This window comes from Arthrobacter sp. E1SS-5 (assembly GCF_057073715.1).
In genome coordinates this window covers 3781495-3797354 of record NZ_CP172703.1, presented here as the reverse complement: position 1 = coordinate 3797354, position 15860 = coordinate 3781495, and the positions used below count along the sequence as shown (strand labels likewise).

Here is a 15860-nt window from a genome sequence, read left to right as displayed (position 1 = left end):
ACATGATCACCCACGCCGATATCGATCAGGCAGCCCGCCGGACGGCAGGCCTGATCCGCAGGACACCGGTGATGCAGGCAGACCCCGGAGTGTTTAACGGCCCGGTCTGGTTCAAGTGTGAGTTCATGCAGCATACGGGCACCTTCAAGGCCAGGGGCGCCGTCAACCGCATCCTGGCCAGCAAGGAGCGCGGGGAGCTGCGAACCGACGTGGGCATCGTCGTCGCCTCCGGCGGAAACGCCGGACTGGCCAACGCCTATGCCGCCAAACAGCTAGGGGTGCCGGCCACCGTCTTCGTTCCCGAAGCCGCGCCGGCCGTCAAGGTGGCCAAACTGAGGGCCATCGGGGCCACGGTGGTCCAGGGCGGTGCCGAGTACGCGGCCGCCTACCAGGCCGCCGTGGCCCACGCAGAGGATACCGGCGCCATCTATTGCCACGCCTATGACCAGCCTGAGATCGCGGCCGGCGCCGGAACCGTGGGTTCCGAGCTGCTGGAACAGCTGCCGGATGTCGATACCGTCCTGGTGGCCGCGGGCGGGGGCGGGCTGATGGCGGGAGTGGCGGCCGCCGTCGAAGGTTCGGCCAAAGTGGTGGCCGTGGAACCGGAAGGTGCGCCTACCCTGCACGCCGCCCTCGCTGCCGGCGAACCGGTGGACGTGGCGGTATCCGGCGTTGCCGCGGACTCCCTGGGGGCCCGCCGCGTAGGCGACATCGGCTTCTCCGTCGCGGTCCGCTGCGGCGTCGTAAGCGTCCTGGTAACGGACGCGGACATCATCAAAGCCCGTTCCGCGCTGTGGAACGACTATCGGATTGTCGTGGAGCACGGAGCGGCGGCCGCCTACGCTGCGCTGCTGTCAGGCGCGTACGTGCCCGCGGAGGATGAACGCGTTGCCGTCATTCTGTGCGGCGCCAACACCGACCCCGCAACGCTCTAGGCCACCGACAAAAGGACCGGCCACCTGGACAGGGGGCCGGTCCTTTCATCCAAGCGCTTAGCCGCCCGCCTGGCCGCAGAACTTGCTGTAGGTCGCGCCGGCTTCCTGGTAGCCGGACTGGAGCCCGGCCAGCTTGTCCTTGTCCGGGTTCTCCTTGGCCTGCTCGTCCGTGTACGCCAGGATCGAGGCGAGGGCGGGCTTGAGGTCGTCAGATGCCACCGCGTGGATGGGGCGGATCTGGTTGGCGAGGTTGTTCATGCCCGTCTTGCCGGCGTTGTTGGCGGGGTTCGACACAACGGCCTGGATCCGCTCGCAGGTTTCAGCGGTGGTCAGTTGATGCGTGGCGGTGCAGGCCGTGGCGGAAGCAACGAGGCCGGCGGCAAACAGGGCTGTGGCGAATTTCTTCATGGGTCCCTCGGTAGTGGTCAGAGGTTTCGATTGTAAGCAGATTGGGTACCCCGATGCCTTCCCGGTGCTGGATCCGGCCCGAAATTAGCGCCGCTTAAAACACAACTGGCTGGCAGTGGGAACTGCCAGCCAGTCTTTGTATGGGACGAATCAGATGGTCCGCGGCGCCTTGGCCAGGTTGTCCTTCAGCTCTGTGGCGTTCTGCCGTGCCACGTAAGCCGGGCGGTCGCGCTCCACGCGCCAGCTTTCGGAGAGCGGCCCGACGTTGACGGTGTCGAAACCGAATTCGTCGTAGAGGCGGGTCACCAGTTCGGCGGCCTCCGGGTGGTCGCTGGCGGTGGCAAGGGCCCGGCGGTTCTCCGTGCCCGCCGGAGTTCCGTCAGTGGTGATGTCCTTGGCCATGATGTGGTTGAAGCCCTTGGCCACCTTGGACTGGGGGAGGTGTTCCTGGAGCATCCCGGAGGTGGTGGCCTCGCCATTGTCCAGGGCAGGAATGCGGCCGTCCCGCTCCCAGTAATAGTTGTTTGTGTCGATCACAATTTTGCCCGCCAGCGGTTCCACCGGGACGTCCTTGTAGTTCTTCAGCGGCACGGCAACCACAGCAAAGTCGCCGGCAGCAGCCGCTTCCGCTGACGTGGCCGCCCGGGCCTTTGGGCCAAGCTCCGCCACCAGGTCCTGAAGGGTTTCCGGCCCCCGTGAGTTGCTGATGACCACGTCGTAGCCCAGCTCCACGGCCTTCCGTGCAACCTGGCTTCCAATATGTCCTGCACCGATGATTCCGATTGTTGTCATATGGGCGCCAACACCAGCCCGGACCCAGATATTTCAACGGGCTGCGGGGAATAAAGGGCCAGGCAGGCGCCTACTTTCCCAAGTAGCGCCCGGGCCGGTGGTTCAGCGCCAGGATGAGGTTCAGGAGGGTGGCGCCAGCCGCGGACAGCAGCACCATCAGCGGGGACACGAGGACGAGCGCGGCCAGGACGATGGCCACGTCCAGCACCATCTGCACATATCCGGCCCGCCATTTCAGCTTTTCCTGCAGCAGCAGGGCCAGGATGTTGAAGCCGCCCAGACTGGACTGGTGCCGGAACAGGATCAGCAGGCCGACGCCGGCGAGCAGGTTTCCACCCAGCACCCCATACGCGGGGTCGATGTGCAAGGAACCCAATGCCGCTGGATGCAGGCTGGCCATCACGGACACCAGGGCAATCGCCGCACCCGTGCGCAGGGCGAAGTTCCAGCCTTTCTTCCACACCGCCAGCACGAAGAACGGCAGGTTGACCGAGAAAAAGATGACGCCGAACGGCAGCGCCACCGAATAGCTCAGCAGCAGCGCCAGCCCGGCGGTGCCGCCGGTGACGGCGCCGCTCGACTTGAGCAGGAACAGTCCAAGCGATGCGGCGAACGTACCGGTGAGGATGCCCAGCACATCCTCAACCACCGAGTGCCGGACGGCCGACGGCGGCACGGAACCTGCCGCCGTCGGCCCTTCCACGTGCCGGGCCGGGGCAGCGGGGGTTGTGTCAGCGGGAGTTTCTGTGGAAGTACTCACCGGGACACAAACCTCTGGCGGTCGGCCAGGACCGCAAGCACGCGGTCATTGGTGGCTTTGTCAGCCAAGGTGATCCGGACACCGTCAACGGCATAACCGCGGGCCAGGATGTCGGCCCCGGACAGTGCGTCCAGGATCCGTTCCCGCAGTTCATCGGAGGCACGGAGCCAGTAGAAGTTGGCCTGGCTGTCCGGCACGTCCCAGCCGTAGCCGCGGAGGGCCCCGATCACCCGGGTGCGTTCCTGCGCCACTGCCTCGGTCCGCTCCAGGACCTCGTCGCCGGCCACGAGCGAGGTAACCGCTGCGGTCTGCGCCATGCGGTTCACGCCGAACGGAACGGCGGTGCGGCGGAGGCCCTCTGCGATAGCGGGCCGGGCGATGGCGTAGCCGATCCGGAGCCCCGCCAGCCCGTACGCCTTGGAAAAGGTGCGCAGGATGCACAGGTTGGGGTGACGGCGGTAGAAGTCCAGCGAGTCCACGCCGGGCCCGCGCTGGAACTCGATATACGCCTCGTCCAGCACCACCAGCACCCGCGGGGGCACGGACTGCAGGAACTCTTCCAGCGCCTCTGCACTGATTGACACTCCGGTGGGGTTGTTCGGCGAGCACAGGATGACCAACCGGGTGCGCTCGGTGATGGCGGCTGCCATGGCCGGAAGGTCGTGGTGTTCGTTGGCCAGTAGCGGCACTGGCACCGATACGGCTCCGGCCACCGCCACCAGGATGGGGTACGCCTCGAAGGAGCGCCAAGCGTAGACCACCTCGTCGCCGTGTCCGCTGACGGCCGAGATGATCTGCTGCAGGACCCCTGAGCTTCCCGGGCCGGCGGCAATTTCACCAGCGCTGACGCCGAAGTGCGCGGCGATGGCTTCACGTGCTTCCACCGCGCCCATGCTGGGGTACCGGTGGATCCGGTCCGCCTCGGCGGAAATCGCCTTGATAACGGACGGCAGGGGAGGGAAGTGGCTTTCGTTCGAGGCAAGGGCGGCGGTCAGGTCAGACTGGGCGCTCTTGCCGGCCACGTAGGCGGGGAGCTGGGCGACGGCGGCGCGGACCTCGGGTGCCGCGGCTTCGGGAAGGGTGCTGGTCATGGACAGCATGGTGCGGGAATTGGGGACGTCTGCGCAACAGGGGTGGATCAGGTAGGACAGATCCAGTAGTTGGACAGCGCGGGAGTGGCAAAATGCTCAGTATGCACCTTATTGACGCGCTGGACGCAGAGATCCTCCTCACACTGGACCGGGACCCCCAGGCGACAGTCCTGTCCCTCTCAAGAACGCTCGGCGTAGCGCGCAATACGGTGCACGCCCGGCTTCGCCGCCTGGCCGCCGACGGGAGCCTGGCCCCCTTCAGCCAGCGGGTCCGGACCGAGGCGCTGGGCCTGCCGCTCATTGCCTTCATCTCGATCTCCATCAGCCAGTCCTCCAGCGACCTCGCCGTTGCGGCGCTGCAGACCATCCCGGAAATCATCGAAATGCATGCCACCACCGGGGATGCCGACCTGCTCGCAAAGGTAGCCGCGCGGGACCCGGCCGACCTGCACCGGATTACCAACGCGATGCTGGCGATCGAGGGCGTCGTTCGTACCAGCACCGCCATGTCGCTGGTGGAAGTGATGCCCACCCGCACTGTGCCGCTGCTGCGGGCGGCGACGCAGAAGTAGCCGCTTTACTCGAACAGTTCCAGGGCGTCAATGAGGGCGTCCACGAACGCGGTAAGGATGGCCGGCTGGGTCCGACCGGTCATGGTCTGGATCTGGCCCTGCCGCTGGCGCAGCACCGGATGGTCCAGGTTGACCAGCACCAGGTCCTCGCGGTCCCGCCGGTCCAGGGACAGCCCGCTGACCAGGGAAACACCCACCCCTGCCCGTGCGAATTGGATCACCGGGTTGATGTGGTCGCTTTGCAGGCTGATGGAGGGAGCGAGGCCTTCAATCTGCATGGCCAGGTCCAGGAGTTCGCGCTGGCTGGAGCCCGGTGCTGTGATGGCCAGCTTGTAGCGGCAAAGGTCCTGCAGGGTGGCGCGGGGTTGGGCAGCCAGGGGATGACCGGGCGCCACCAGGGCATAGGCGACAGGGGTGGGCATGGAGTGTTCCACCGTCACCCTGGACTGTGGGCCGAGGGAAAACACCGCGGCGACGTCCGCCTCTCCCTCGGAAACCCGCCGCGTGCCCTCGGAGGAGGAGACGACGTCGAGATGGAACTCCACGTCGTCATGCTGGCGGCTGAAGGTGGCGATGGCTGATGGCACCCAAACCCGGGCAAATCCTTCGGCGCAGGCCACGCGCAGGGTCCGGGTCTTCCGCTGCATGGACACCAGCAGTTCTTCCCGGACGGCTGCCCCTTCCGCCTCGGCCCGGCGCACGTAGGCGAGCAGGAGGCGGCCCGCTTCGGTCAGTTCCACGCCACGCGCATGGCGCTTGAAAAGCGGCGTGCCCAGCGAAGATTCCAGCTTGTTAATCTGGCGGCTGATGGCGGATGCGGAGACATGGAGCTTACCGGCTGCCTCGGTAAGGGTGCCCTCCTGGGCCACGGCGTGGAAGTACATCAGGGCCGGAGTCAGCATGTTCATGATGGGGCTTTCTTCCGGTTTGCATGAGAGTCAAAGCTCGTGGACAAAATGATACTGGTTGTTTGGGCTGGAGCGCCCTAATTTTGGAGTCACGTTCCAACAGCAAGGGTGACAATCAATGCAGCAACGCGAGCAACTGACGGCAGCAGCAGGGGAGTATGTGGATTCCGGCCGCTTCAAGGCGGACCTGGAGAAGATTGTCTCCTATCCGTCAGAGAGTTCGACGGCGGAGGGTCGGCTTGCACTGAAGTCATATCTTGATGAGGTGATTGAGCCAGCGTTTGCCTCCCTGGGCTGCTCTGTGGAGCGTTTTGACTCCTGGCGCGGTGGCAGCAATTCCTTCCTGGTGGCCACCCGGCACGAGGGCCCGGAACTGCCGACAGTTCTTTGCTATGGCCACGCCGACGTGGTGGATGGCCAGGCGGCAGGCTGGACCAGCGGCCGGGACCCGTGGATGCTGAGCGACGAAGGCGACCGCTGGTACGGTCGGGGTTCCGCTGACAACAAGGGTCAGCACTGGATCAATATCGTGGCCCTGCGACTGCTCCTGGAACAGCAGGGACACCTCGGCTTTAATTTGGTGTTCCTCCTGGAGGGTGCGGAGGAGATCGGATCCCCTGATCTGGCCGATTTCGCCCGTGAACACCGCGGTAGCCTGCAGGCGGACGTCTTTCTTGGTTCCGATGGTCCGCGCCTGGCGGCGGACAGCCCCACGGTCTTCCTGGGGGCCCGCGGCGGTGTGACCTTCCACCTCACGGCCGACTTGCGCAGCGGTTCCTACCACTCGGGCAACTGGGGCGGCCTCCTGCGGAACCCAGCCACCACCGTGGCAGCCGCGGTGGCATCCCTGGTGGACGGGCACGGCATCATCAGGCTCCCGGAGCTGCTGCCGGCAGGAATCCCCGATTCGGTGGCCGCCGCGCTGGAACTCATTGATGTGGTTCCCCAGCCCGGTGATCCCAGGACCGACCCCACCTGGGGTGACGTATCCCTCAGTCCCGCCGAGCGGTTGTACGCCTGGAACACCCTTGAAGTCCTGGCCCTCGGTGCCGGCAACGCTGCCAAACCAGTCAACGCCATTCCCGGTTCAGCCAGCGCCAGCCTGCAGCTCCGGTTCGTCCCCGGAACGGACATGGCAAACCTTGAGTCCGCGGTCCGGCGCCACCTCGATGCCGCCGGATTCGCCATGGTGGAGGTCGAGGTGGGCCAGTCCTTCCCCGCCAGCCGGCTTGACCCGAACAGCCCCTGGGTCGCGTGGGCCCTTTCGTCCCTGGAGAAAACCACTGGGCGCAGCCCCGTGCTGCTGCCCAACATCGGCGGATCGCTGCCGAGTTTCGTCTTCGCCGAAGTCCTTGAACTGCCCACGCTGTGGGTTCCGCATTCCCATCCCGGCTGCCAGCAGCATGCCCCGGATGAGCATCTCCTCAAGTCGGTGGCGCGGGAAGGCCTGCAAATTGCTGCCGGACTCTTCTTCGACCTCGCCACCACCCCCACCCCAGCCGGCAACCCCCGCCCCGGAGCCGCCGTTCCCGCCGGCTCCGCTTCCTGAAATCCCTGGAGTCCCCATGACCATCCCGCAGCAAAAGAACAAGCCCGGCGCCGTCCAGGCGGAGGGCACGCAGTCCGCCACCCGCGGGATTGTCGCCGCCACCATCGGGAACGCGCTCGAATGGTTCGACATTGCCATCTACGCACTCCTGGCCATCTACATTGGCCGGAACTTTTTCCCAAGCCACGATCCCGGCGTCGAACTCATCCAGGCCTTTGCCGTGTTTGGCGTCTCCTACCTCATACGGCCGCTCGGTGGCCTGGTGCTGGGTTCATTTGCCGACCGGCATGGCCTGAAAAAGGGCTTGACCGTCACCATCCGGCTGATGGTCCTGGGGACGGCCCTGCTGGCCTTCATGCCCAGCTACGGAACCATCGGCATCCTGGCTCCGATCGGAATCGTCCTGGCCCGCCTGATCCAGGGCTTTTCTGCCGGCGGAGAGTTTGGTGCCGCCACCGCCTACCTGATCGCGCAGAACGGCAAGCGGAAAGGGTTCCTGGGCAGCTTTCAGTTCGCGAGCCAGGGCCTGGGCAGCCTGCTGGCAGCGATCCTGGTGGCCGTTCTCACCACCGTCCTTTCCGATACCCAGATGACCGAATGGGGGTGGCGCATCCCCTTCCTCTTCGGACTGCTGGTGGGCCCGGCCGGGTATCTGATCCGCAAGGAGATGAAGGAAGTTCCCCTTGCGGAGAAGCCGGAGGCCGAGAAGCACTCACCCATCCGGGAAGTGTTCGCAACCCAGAAAGTGGGGATGCTGATCGCCGGCGGCACGCTGGCCGTCTCCACCGCCCTGAACTTCATCCTTCAGTACATGCCCACGTTTGCCATCAAGGAACTTGGCCTCGAACCCGGCATCTCCTTCACGTCGCTGATCATCACCGGCGTCATCCTTACCTTTGGAACCCCGGTGGTGGGCCACCTCTCGGACAAGTTTGGCCGGATGGCAATTATGGTGCCCACCGTGGTGGTGCTGCTGGTCGCCGTCGTCCCGCTGTTCCTGTGGGTGATCAGCGCCCGGTCCTTCCTGGTGCTGGCCCTGGTGATGACCATCCTCGGACTGCTCAAGGCCGCCTACTTCGGCGCCCTGCCGTCCGTCATGTCGGATTCCTTCGATGCCCGCGCCCGTGCTACCGGCCTCTCCTTCAGCTACAACACGGCGGTGGTGGCCTTTGGCGGCTTCACGCCTATGATCGCGTCCTATCTGGTGCAGCAGACCGGACAAGCTGTGGCACCTGGCTACTACCTGGCCGTCATCGCTGTCATCAGCCTGGCCGCCCTCGCCTCGGCGGTGAAATTCCGGGGGATCCGCTGACCCCATCCGATGCTGGCTCACCGCTGGCAGGCTCCCATCGGACGCCCGCTCTCCTTCCACGCAAAAGGAGAGCGGGCGTTTCCTGCTGGGTGCCAAAGGTGACCGGGCGTGATGTCCAGAAACAATCGTAAAAGAACAAATTCTCCCAATCTCTTTCGGTCAAACCCTTGACCGTGTTTGTCACGCGCTGGTAGACCTAAAGGGCAGAAAGCGCTTCCTCGTAGTTCACATCCCTCGAAATCACTCGCGAGGGGTCAGAACACAGTACGAATGAAACGTTCCAAAACCAGCGGCGACTAAGCCGCTGCATCAAAGGAGATGTTCTTTTGGCAAACCCCTCAATGTGTTCCCCCAAATCCCCGGCGGGCAGGGCGTGGAAGGCGGCGCCTGCGGCAGCGGCCACCCTCGCTGCCGCTGCCCTGGCCTTTACCGGCGTCCCGCTTGCCGCCGCTGACCCTGGTGCGGGAAACCCTGCCGCTCCCGTGGCTCCCGCAAATTCCGGCCTCGCCCGGCAGGTGGAAGACCTGGAACGGGCCCCGGTTGCCGTCCTGACCGACCGGGGTATCTCACTGGGCTGGCGTATGCTGGGCCTGGACAAGGACAGTGTTGGCTTCCAGGTCATCCGCGACGGCGTGATCATCACCGACCAGCCAATCCGGGACACCACCACGTATCTGGACCCGGACGGCACGAAGGACTCCAAGTACGTCATCAAGACCGTGGGCAACGGCAATGGGCAGGATAAACTCAGCGCCGAGTTCAGCCCGCTGGCGCAGAACTACCTGCCCATCAAGCTGGACAAGCCGGACGACGGCGTCAGCAAGGATGGAAAGCCGTACACCTACAGTGCCAACGACTCCAGTGTGGCGGACCTGGACGGCGACGGCGCCTACGAAATCATCCAGCTCTGGAACCCGTCCAACGCGCAGGATAACTCCAAGTCCGGCTACACCGGCAACGTCTACGTGGACGCGTACAAGATGGACGGCACCAAACTGTGGCGGATCGACCTGGGCCGCAATATCCGCGCGGGTGCCCATTACACCCAGATGCTCGCTTACGACTTTGACGGCGACGGCAAGGCTGAAGTGGCTTTCAAAACCGCCGACGGCACCACCGACAGCGCGGGTACGGTCATCGGTGACCCAGCGGCCGATTACCGCAGCAGCGCCGGCTACATCCTGTCCGGTCCGGAGTTCCTCACGGTCTTCAACGGCGCCTCCGGCACCATCATGGACACAGTCCCCTACGATCCGCCCCGCGGCAGCGTTGCGGCCTGGGGTGACAACTACGGCAACCGGGTGGACCGCTTCCTTGCCGGTGTGGCCTACCTGGACGGCGAGCACCCGTCCATGATGTTCAGCCGCGGCTACTACACCCGCACCGTGTTGGTCACCTATGACTTGGTGAACGGCAAGCTGGTGAAGCGCTGGAAGTTCGACTCGGACGTGGCGGGGGCCGAGTACAAGGGCCAGGGCAACCACAACCTGTCCGTGGCGGATGTGGACCAGGACGGCAAGGACGAGTTCGTTTTCGGCTCCATGACCATCGACGACGACGGCGCGCCGCTCTACAACACCAAGCTGGGGCATGGCGACGCCATCCACACCGGCGACCTGGATCCCTCGCGCCCCGGGCTGGAGACCTTTGCCGTGCACGAGAGCATGAAGGAAAGCGGCAACCGGGGCGCCACCTTCCGTGACGCCGCCACCGGCGAGGTGCTGTGGAGCATCCCGGCGTTCAAGGACACGGGCCGCGGTGCCACGGGCGACATTGACCCGCGTTTCCCGGGCTCGGAGAGCTGGGCAGTGGGTGGGGATGCTGCCTGGAACTCCACCGTCGGGTACCTGATGTCTGCCAAGGGTGAGCGGATCTCGGACAAGATCCCGGCCGCCAACTTCATGGCGTGGTGGGACGGCGATTTGCTGCGTGAGATCGTTGACCACGATTTCAGCGCCGAGGTTGGCTATGGCGTCCCCACCATCTCGAAGTGGAACTGGGAAACCGAGTCCAGCGACCGGCTGCTGACTGCCACCGGGGCGCGCACCAACAACTACACCAAGGGCAACCCGTCCCTGCAGGCGGACCTCCTGGGTGACTGGCGCGAGGAACTGGTGTTCCCGTCGGCGGACAGCACCGAGCTGCGGATCTACACCACCACCTCGCCCACTGAGGTCCGGCTGCGCACCCTGATGCATGATCCGATGTACCGCACGGGCGTGGCCCGCGAAACGGTTGGCTACAACCAGCCGCCGCACCCGAGCTTCTTCATCGGCGAGGGAATGCAGGCTCCGGCCGCGCCGGCTGTCTTCTACGCGGGCAAGACGAAGTAAACCTGCCCGGACGCAAGAGCGCCGCCCGCCTTGGGGGAAGGCGGGCGGCGCTTGCTTGTGGGGGACGGGTCAGTGACCGCCGAGGTTGCCGCCGACGGGCGGCAGGCCGCCTTCGGTGCTGCGGTCACCCTCACGCCGTTCGCCTGCGCTCAGGTTCTCGCCTGCCACCGTGTCATCGGACTCGCCGGTGGTGTCCACCAAACCGTTGGTCTGGTCGAACTGGTGGCCGATCCTGCTGTCGTCCAGGTCGGCGACGGAACCGGTGGAGCCGGCTGCCGCCGTCGTGCCCGCTGCGGGGACTCCGGTGCCCGCGTCCGCCGCGCCGGTGGTGGCGCCGGTGGTCAGGGGGTCTGCGGGAACCACCGGTTCCGCCGGAACCACGGGGGTGGTCTCCGTAACCGTCACGTCAGTGGTCTCGGTCTTGTCCTTGTTGCTGCTGGCCGCCATCGCTGCTGCCGCGCCCGCAGCAGCTGCGATGCCTACGCCGGCCGCAACCTTGCCGGAGACGCCAGCCTTGCCGGAGTCACCACGGGATGCGCCCGCGTGTTCAACACCGGGGGTACCCACAGCGGAACCGGCGTTGACAGATCCGCGCCAGGCGCCGCTGGCGTAGCCCTCATCCTCGATGAATTCCTTGAACTTCTGCAGGTCCGATTCGGCCTGGCGGTCAACGACGTTGAGCTTGTCGCCCACCTTCTCGACGATGCCTTCGGGCTCGTATTCGAGAGTCAGCTGGATGGAGGTCTGGCCGCCTCCCACGTCCTCGAAATCCACCGCGCCGGCGTTCGTGGCGCCGTCGGTGGCGGCCCAGGCAACCCTGCGGTCCGGGACCTGCTCAAGGACTTTGGCTTCCCACTGCCGGCGGACGCCGCCGATCTCGGCCACCCACTCGAGCCGGTCGTCGCTGAGTTGCGTAACACTCTTGACGCCGCCCATGAAGTGCGGGAACTCCTCGAACTGGGTCCACTGGTTGTAAGCCGTGCTCACCGGTACGTTCACCAGAATGCGTTTTTCCACCTTCGTGCTCATAACGTCTCCTTCGCTTTGTTACCGGGAACCGATGACGTGGTAAAAATCATCAGCATGCTTACCAACATACCTTTTGGTCGGTTCGGTTTCCAGAGCGGGCGGTGCAAAAGGTGAAACCGGCGGTGCCTGGCCTACCTATGGCGCCACCACGACGCCATACGAGCCTTCGTTGAGGGCATTGGCCGTTGGGGAGGGAGCAACCACGCCGAAGTCGTAGCCCTTGGCGCGGATTGCGTCGATGGTGCCGGCCAGGTAGTCCCATTGGGAGGCGGGGCAGGACAGCACGTCGTTGGCGTCGTGGAGCAGGATGATTGCACCGGGGGCAACTTCATCCAGTACGTACTTCTGGACTGCAGCTGCGCCGGGGCACTCGTAGTCGCCGGGTTCGCCGACCTCCCAGTGCCACTGGATGCCTCCGCTCATACCGATGCTCCTGATGTAGTCCATCGTGTAGGGAGTGCTGTTTCCGAACGGGAAGCGCATCAGCGTGGGCGTTGTACCGGTCACTGCCTTGATCGCGGCGTTGGTGCTGTCGATCTCCTGCTTCTGGTTGGCCTGGGTGAGCTCCGGGAAATTGGCGTGGCTATATGAGTGGTTACCAATGGTGTGGCCCTCATCCTTGATCCGGCGGACGAGGTCCGGGTACTGCTGGACATGGGAACCCTGGAGGAAGAACGTTGCCTTGACGCCCTTCGCCTTGAGGGTGTCCAGGACAAAGGCGGTGCGCTCGGGCGACGGCCCGTCATCGAAGGTCAGGCCGATCAGCGGTTTGTCGGCGGCGTTTGCTGCGGGGGCGCCCGCCAGCAAGCCCAGGACCAGGCTCGCGGCTGCCAGAGCCACGACGGCAATCTTGCTCTTCATGGTGCTCTATTCCCTTCCCAAGGTTGCTTTCAACCTTGTTTAGGTGAGCACCCTATGGCGGGCTTAAAGCGGGTGTAAACAGATGGCAGGCGTCGACTGGGTAACTTCTGTGAGCGCGCAAAAAGCGCGTTATGCAGGCGTTACCTTTCGCTCCACCAGGCGGGGAAACGGACGACGGCGGCACACGGCTTTCCAGGGAAAGGAAAGCCAGGTGCCGCCGTCGTTGGTCCCGGTTGGGGACGACCCGTCAGTCCAGGTGGTCGCCCACCAGGGCGAGGTTCTGGATGACCGCAAGCCCAAACTGCGCAGTGTCATTGGTGGAAACCGTGGGCGCTTCATCCACCGGCAGCAAAACGTACGGCGGTTCGATCTTCCGCAGGGTGAACGCGGATCCGTGGTTAAGGTGCTCCCCACCCTCGGCGAAGCTCACCCAGGCCCGGGCTGCAAGGTCACGGTCCTGCAACCTTGACGCCGCATAGGCCGTGAGCCGGCTGTGCGCCTGGGTGAGGTAGATGCCCTCCAGCGGCTGGCCCACGGCTTCCACCTGTTCCTCCTTGGTGGCCAGGAACAGGCGGCAGTACTGAAGCCAGGCGCGCTCGAACTCCGGATCGTCCACCAGGTCCACCAGTTCGCTGCAGATTTCCACCAGCCCGAAGACGGCGCTGAGGTGTGACACCGAGATCTGCTCCCGGCCGGTATCGAACCGGCCCTTGTCCAGGTCGTACAGTGCTTCGCCGGTGAGGAACCCGTACTTGAGCGCCCCGATGTCCGCCATGGTGCCCAGCAACCGGTCGCGTGAGCGCGGATTGCCGGTTCGTTCCCAGTCGGTCAGCCAGGTGGCCGCAAGTGATCCCCAGTCCGTGCCGAGCCCCACGCCCAGGGCGCCGCGGTTGGGCCGGTAGGTGGCGGCGTCCGGCCGGACCTTGCGGACCGGGTCCAGGCCCAGGAAGTTCTGGTCGCTGTCCACGAGCTCGGTGAGCAGGTCCCCGGTGCGCTCGTCCGCCGTCAGGTAGTAGTAGAAGCGGCGGTAGGCGGGGGTGCTGATCCGCAACTGCTTGGCGCTGCAGCCCCAGTGCTGGACGTTGTGCCGTGAGCCCAGCCCCTTCCACGGACCACGGTGGTACACGTCCACCTCGCCGGTGTGCCGGGTCATGGCTTCGGCGAAGCGGAAGATGTCCGGCCGGCCCGAGCGGAGGTAGGAGTACCAGAGCCAGAGGTCGGGGGAGAGCTCGGAATTGTCCCAGGCGTAGCCGCCCACGTCATAGCGCCATACGTGCCGGTCGAAGTCGTAGGTGTGCATCACGTCGCCGTAGTTCCAGAAGCCGTACCACCGCCGCTGCTCCACCTGCCCGGCGTAGAAGTCGAACAGGAAGTCCAGCCGGTCCTCCAGCCGGGCCCGGGCCGGAGTGCTGCGGTCCACCGGGGCCCAGTCGCCGAAAACTCCCACGGAGCGCAGGTATTCCGGGGTGGCCTGCAGCAGGGCGGGGGTGGAGGCGGAGGCAGCGTCCGCGGCCAGGCTTTCGGTGGACGGGGTGGCCTCGTAGGCGAACAGGGTCAGCTCGTGGGTGCGGCCGATTCCCGTGGGATTGCCGAACCCCGGCTCGTAGTCCTCGTACGTGATCTCGAGGCCTTCGAGCTGTTCCTCGAACGTGTCCTGGCCCAGTCCGTCGTGGTAGAACCGCAGGTCCATCGGCTGCGCTTCGGGCGAGTAGAGCCAGGCGGTGAGGGCTGCTTCGCCGGTGGCGGCACCGCGGATGTCCAGCTGCCCGGGATGGGACTGCCAGAAGTCCTTGATCCCCACGCCCAAGCCGCCCCGGGTATCGCTGAGGGAGCAGAAGCCCGCCGAACGCGTTCCGCCGGAGATCCCCACCCAACCGTGGCCGGCGGCGGTGCGCTTGCGCAGTTCGAAGCCGTCTGCGCTCAACTGGCTCAGGGTGTAGTCGCCCCACGTGGGGATCAGGTGCAGGCGGCCGGAGACTTCCGGATTCCAGGTATCTGCCGGGGGAGTGGGGCGCCCGGCGATCTGCGCCGCCCGCACCTCGGCGCCGGGATCGCGGCGGAGCCCGGTGAGGCCGCGGACCGCCTCGGTGAGGAAGCCGCCGTCGGCGCCCGCAATGCGGATATGCCTATTGTGCAGGTGGTCCTCCAGGGGCACCGTGAAGCGCACGCCGAGTCCGGCCAGGAAGTCCCGCTCAGCGTCCCCGTCCCAAATAAAGGAGTGCACCATCCGCACGCTGCGGGCGTTGGCATAGAAGTAGAACCGCACCACGAACGGCAGCCACTCCCGCTTCCCGGTGTCCGGCGCGTCCGGGCGGTGGGTGCCTTCCAGCCGCACCACCGCGCGGACGGGACCGCTTTGTTCGAGGACGACGGCGGTGACCTCACCAGTGAAGGCCTGCCGGCCCACCGTTGCCGCACCTTCCGCGACGCCGTCCTGCAGGATGCTGACCAGGCGGGCATCGCGGGCAACTTCCCGGCCGTCCCGGACCAGGCTGCTGAACAGGGTGGATCCGCTGCGATTGATCACCATCTCCAGGACTCCGGTGTCCACGGCCAGGGCGTCGGCACCTTCGGTGACCGTGACTGAAGCGCCGTCCGACGCCGGTTGGCCGGCTCCGCTGGGTGTGTCGCCGTCGGACGCCACCTGGTAGCTGTCCGACGGTGCCTCTGTTGCCGGCAGTGCGATGCCTGCCCACTTCAATGAGGAGTCCGGCCAGGTGGCCAGGGGCCATGCCTGGCTGGGCACCCGGGTGCCGGCGGCATCGGTAACTGTCAGGGACTCCACCCCGGGCACTGAGCCGCGCGGGAACGGCATGCCCCAGGTGGTTCCGCCGCTGATCTCCGTAGGGGCCTGTCCGTCGATCCACCTGATGCGAGTATCCGCCATGTATCCAACTCCGTTGTCCTGCTCACTGAAAGCGCTTTCTGATACGTTTCAAAATAGCCCTGCGGCTTCGTCCCCGCAAGGGGTGTTCCACGGAGTGGGAGGCTTTTGTGGTTATCGGGAGGGCTCAGCTTTTCGTGGTGTCCCCGTCGTCGTCCGGCCCTTCGGCCGGATCCTGGGCATGGACGCGCAGGTCGCTGGGGTCGGCGTTGGGGTCGCCTTCGGCGGGGGCCTGGTTGTGCACCCGGTCGTCGTCGTCCTTGGCTGGATTCTCAGTCATGGCTGCTCCTGTCACGTGTAGCGCTGGGATTGCTGGTTTGCGGCCTCCCTCATTCAGCGCTTCGCTCCCTGACCTGTCAAGGACCAGCCAGGCGCTCCGGCCCGGGCCAATCCTGTGTGCTGGGCTGGAGGGAGCACCACGGTGGT

The 15860-nt window shown here is 65.7% G+C and carries 14 protein-coding genes; 5 read left to right on the top strand and 9 right to left on the bottom strand.

The features are described from left to right. Positions 1-2 precede the first annotated feature (2 nt). On the top strand, positions 3-935 hold the full coding sequence (locus tag ACIGJD_RS17785) for a threonine/serine dehydratase (RefSeq protein ID WP_483687327.1): 933 nt from the start codon (positions 3-5) through the stop codon (positions 933-935). 57 nt (positions 936-992) lie between these two features. Here ACIGJD_RS17785 and ACIGJD_RS17780 read toward each other — a convergent pair whose 3' ends face one another. The 4 genes from ACIGJD_RS17780 to ACIGJD_RS17765 all read right to left on the bottom strand — a co-directional run bounded on the left by ACIGJD_RS17780 (position 993) and on the right by ACIGJD_RS17765 (position 3995). Next, a complete protein-coding gene (locus ACIGJD_RS17780; RefSeq protein WP_142132493.1) occupies positions 993-1343 on the bottom strand; it encodes a hypothetical protein in 351 nt (116 codons plus the stop codon). 150 nt (positions 1344-1493) lie between these two features. Next, the gene (locus ACIGJD_RS17775; protein WP_483687326.1) at positions 1494-2135 is read right to left on the bottom strand and encodes an NADPH-dependent F420 reductase; all 642 of its coding nucleotides are present in this window, start codon (positions 2133-2135) and stop codon (positions 1494-1496) included. Between the two features lie 70 nt (positions 2136-2205). Next, complete coding sequence (locus tag ACIGJD_RS17770; RefSeq protein ID WP_483687325.1) at positions 2206-2895, bottom strand: YitT family protein; 690 nt, start codon at positions 2893-2895, stop codon at positions 2206-2208. Continuing rightward, the gene (locus tag ACIGJD_RS17765) at positions 2892-3995 is read right to left on the bottom strand and encodes a histidinol-phosphate transaminase (RefSeq protein WP_483687324.1); all 1104 of its coding nucleotides are present in this window, start codon (positions 3993-3995) and stop codon (positions 2892-2894) included. Before ACIGJD_RS17765 ends, ACIGJD_RS17770 begins: the two co-directional genes overlap by 4 nt. 92 nt (positions 3996-4087) lie before the next feature. On the opposite strand from ACIGJD_RS17765, the gene ACIGJD_RS17760 reads away from it, so the two are divergent. Further along, positions 4088-4558: an Lrp/AsnC family transcriptional regulator gene (locus ACIGJD_RS17760; RefSeq protein ID WP_483687323.1), complete on the top strand. Its 471-nt coding sequence runs from the start codon at positions 4088-4090 to the stop codon at positions 4556-4558. Positions 4559-4563: 5 nt separating this feature from the next. Here the strand turns inward: ACIGJD_RS17760 and ACIGJD_RS17755 are convergent, their stop codons facing one another. Beyond that, on the bottom strand, positions 4564-5466 hold the full coding sequence (locus tag ACIGJD_RS17755) for a LysR family transcriptional regulator (protein WP_483687322.1): 903 nt from the start codon (positions 5464-5466) through the stop codon (positions 4564-4566). Between the two features lie 118 nt (positions 5467-5584). Here ACIGJD_RS17755 and ACIGJD_RS17750 point away from each other — a divergent pair, with 118 nt between their 5' ends. The 3 genes from ACIGJD_RS17750 to ACIGJD_RS17740 all read left to right on the top strand — a co-directional run bounded on the left by ACIGJD_RS17750 (position 5585) and on the right by ACIGJD_RS17740 (position 10660). Beyond that, on the top strand, positions 5585-7015 hold the full coding sequence (locus ACIGJD_RS17750; RefSeq protein WP_483687321.1) for a M20 family metallopeptidase: 1431 nt from the start codon (positions 5585-5587) through the stop codon (positions 7013-7015). 16 nt (positions 7016-7031) lie between these two features. Then, positions 7032-8327 (top strand): MFS transporter, encoded by a 1296-nt coding sequence (locus ACIGJD_RS17745; RefSeq protein WP_483687320.1) that lies wholly within the window; start codon positions 7032-7034, stop codon positions 8325-8327. Between the two features lie 341 nt (positions 8328-8668). After that, a complete protein-coding gene (locus ACIGJD_RS17740) occupies positions 8669-10660 on the top strand; it encodes a rhamnogalacturonan lyase (RefSeq protein ID WP_483689537.1) in 1992 nt (663 codons plus the stop codon). A 69-nt stretch (positions 10661-10729) separates the two neighbouring features. On the opposite strand, the gene ACIGJD_RS17735 is transcribed toward ACIGJD_RS17740, so the two are convergent. The 4 genes from ACIGJD_RS17735 to ACIGJD_RS17720 form a co-directional block, all read right to left on the bottom strand. Next, a complete protein-coding gene (locus ACIGJD_RS17735) occupies positions 10730-11689 on the bottom strand; it encodes an SRPBCC family protein (protein WP_483687319.1) in 960 nt (319 codons plus the stop codon). Between the two features lie 135 nt (positions 11690-11824). After that, a complete protein-coding gene (locus ACIGJD_RS17730) occupies positions 11825-12550 on the bottom strand; it encodes a polysaccharide deacetylase family protein (protein ID WP_483687318.1) in 726 nt (241 codons plus the stop codon). A gap of 247 nt (positions 12551-12797) precedes the next feature. Further along, positions 12798-15437 carry an exo-rhamnogalacturonan lyase family protein gene (locus tag ACIGJD_RS17725; protein WP_483687317.1) on the bottom strand — a complete coding sequence of 880 codons (2640 nt, stop codon included), beginning with the start codon at positions 15435-15437 and terminating at the stop codon, positions 12798-12800. 124 nt (positions 15438-15561) lie between these two features. Continuing rightward, a complete protein-coding gene (locus ACIGJD_RS17720) occupies positions 15562-15714 on the bottom strand; it encodes a hypothetical protein (protein WP_483687316.1) in 153 nt (50 codons plus the stop codon). Between the last annotated feature and the right edge of the window lie 146 nt (positions 15715-15860).

Bases quoted from the DNA above. Each gene is read 5' to 3' on its own strand.
- ACIGJD_RS17785 (WP_483687327.1), top strand. From the start codon at position 3: ATGATCACCCACGCCGATATCGATCAGGCAGCCCGCCGGACGGCAGGC.
- ACIGJD_RS17780 (WP_142132493.1), bottom strand. From the start codon at position 1,343: ATGAAGAAATTCGCCACAGCCCTGTTTGCCGCCGGCCTCGTTGCTTCC.
- ACIGJD_RS17775 (WP_483687326.1), bottom strand. From the start codon at position 2,135: ATGACAACAATCGGAATCATCGGTGCAGGACATATTGGAAGCCAGGTT.
- ACIGJD_RS17765 (WP_483687324.1), bottom strand. From the start codon at position 3,995: ATGCTGTCCATGACCAGCACCCTTCCCGAAGCCGCGGCACCCGAGGTC.
- ACIGJD_RS17760 (WP_483687323.1), top strand. From the start codon at position 4,088: ATGCACCTTATTGACGCGCTGGACGCAGAGATCCTCCTCACACTGGAC.
- ACIGJD_RS17755 (WP_483687322.1), bottom strand. From the start codon at position 5,466: ATGAACATGCTGACTCCGGCCCTGATGTACTTCCACGCCGTGGCCCAG.
- ACIGJD_RS17750 (WP_483687321.1), top strand. From the start codon at position 5,585: ATGCAGCAACGCGAGCAACTGACGGCAGCAGCAGGGGAGTATGTGGAT.
- ACIGJD_RS17745 (WP_483687320.1), top strand. From the start codon at position 7,032: ATGACCATCCCGCAGCAAAAGAACAAGCCCGGCGCCGTCCAGGCGGAG.
- ACIGJD_RS17740 (WP_483689537.1), top strand. From the start codon at position 8,669: ATGTGTTCCCCCAAATCCCCGGCGGGCAGGGCGTGGAAGGCGGCGCCT.
- ACIGJD_RS17735 (WP_483687319.1), bottom strand. From the start codon at position 11,689: ATGAGCACGAAGGTGGAAAAACGCATTCTGGTGAACGTACCGGTGAGC.
- ACIGJD_RS17730 (WP_483687318.1), bottom strand. From the start codon at position 12,550: ATGAAGAGCAAGATTGCCGTCGTGGCTCTGGCAGCCGCGAGCCTGGTC.
- ACIGJD_RS17725 (WP_483687317.1), bottom strand. From the start codon at position 15,437: ATGGCGGATACTCGCATCAGGTGGATCGACGGACAGGCCCCTACGGAG.
- ACIGJD_RS17720 (WP_483687316.1), bottom strand. From the start codon at position 15,714: ATGACTGAGAATCCAGCCAAGGACGACGACGACCGGGTGCACAACCAG.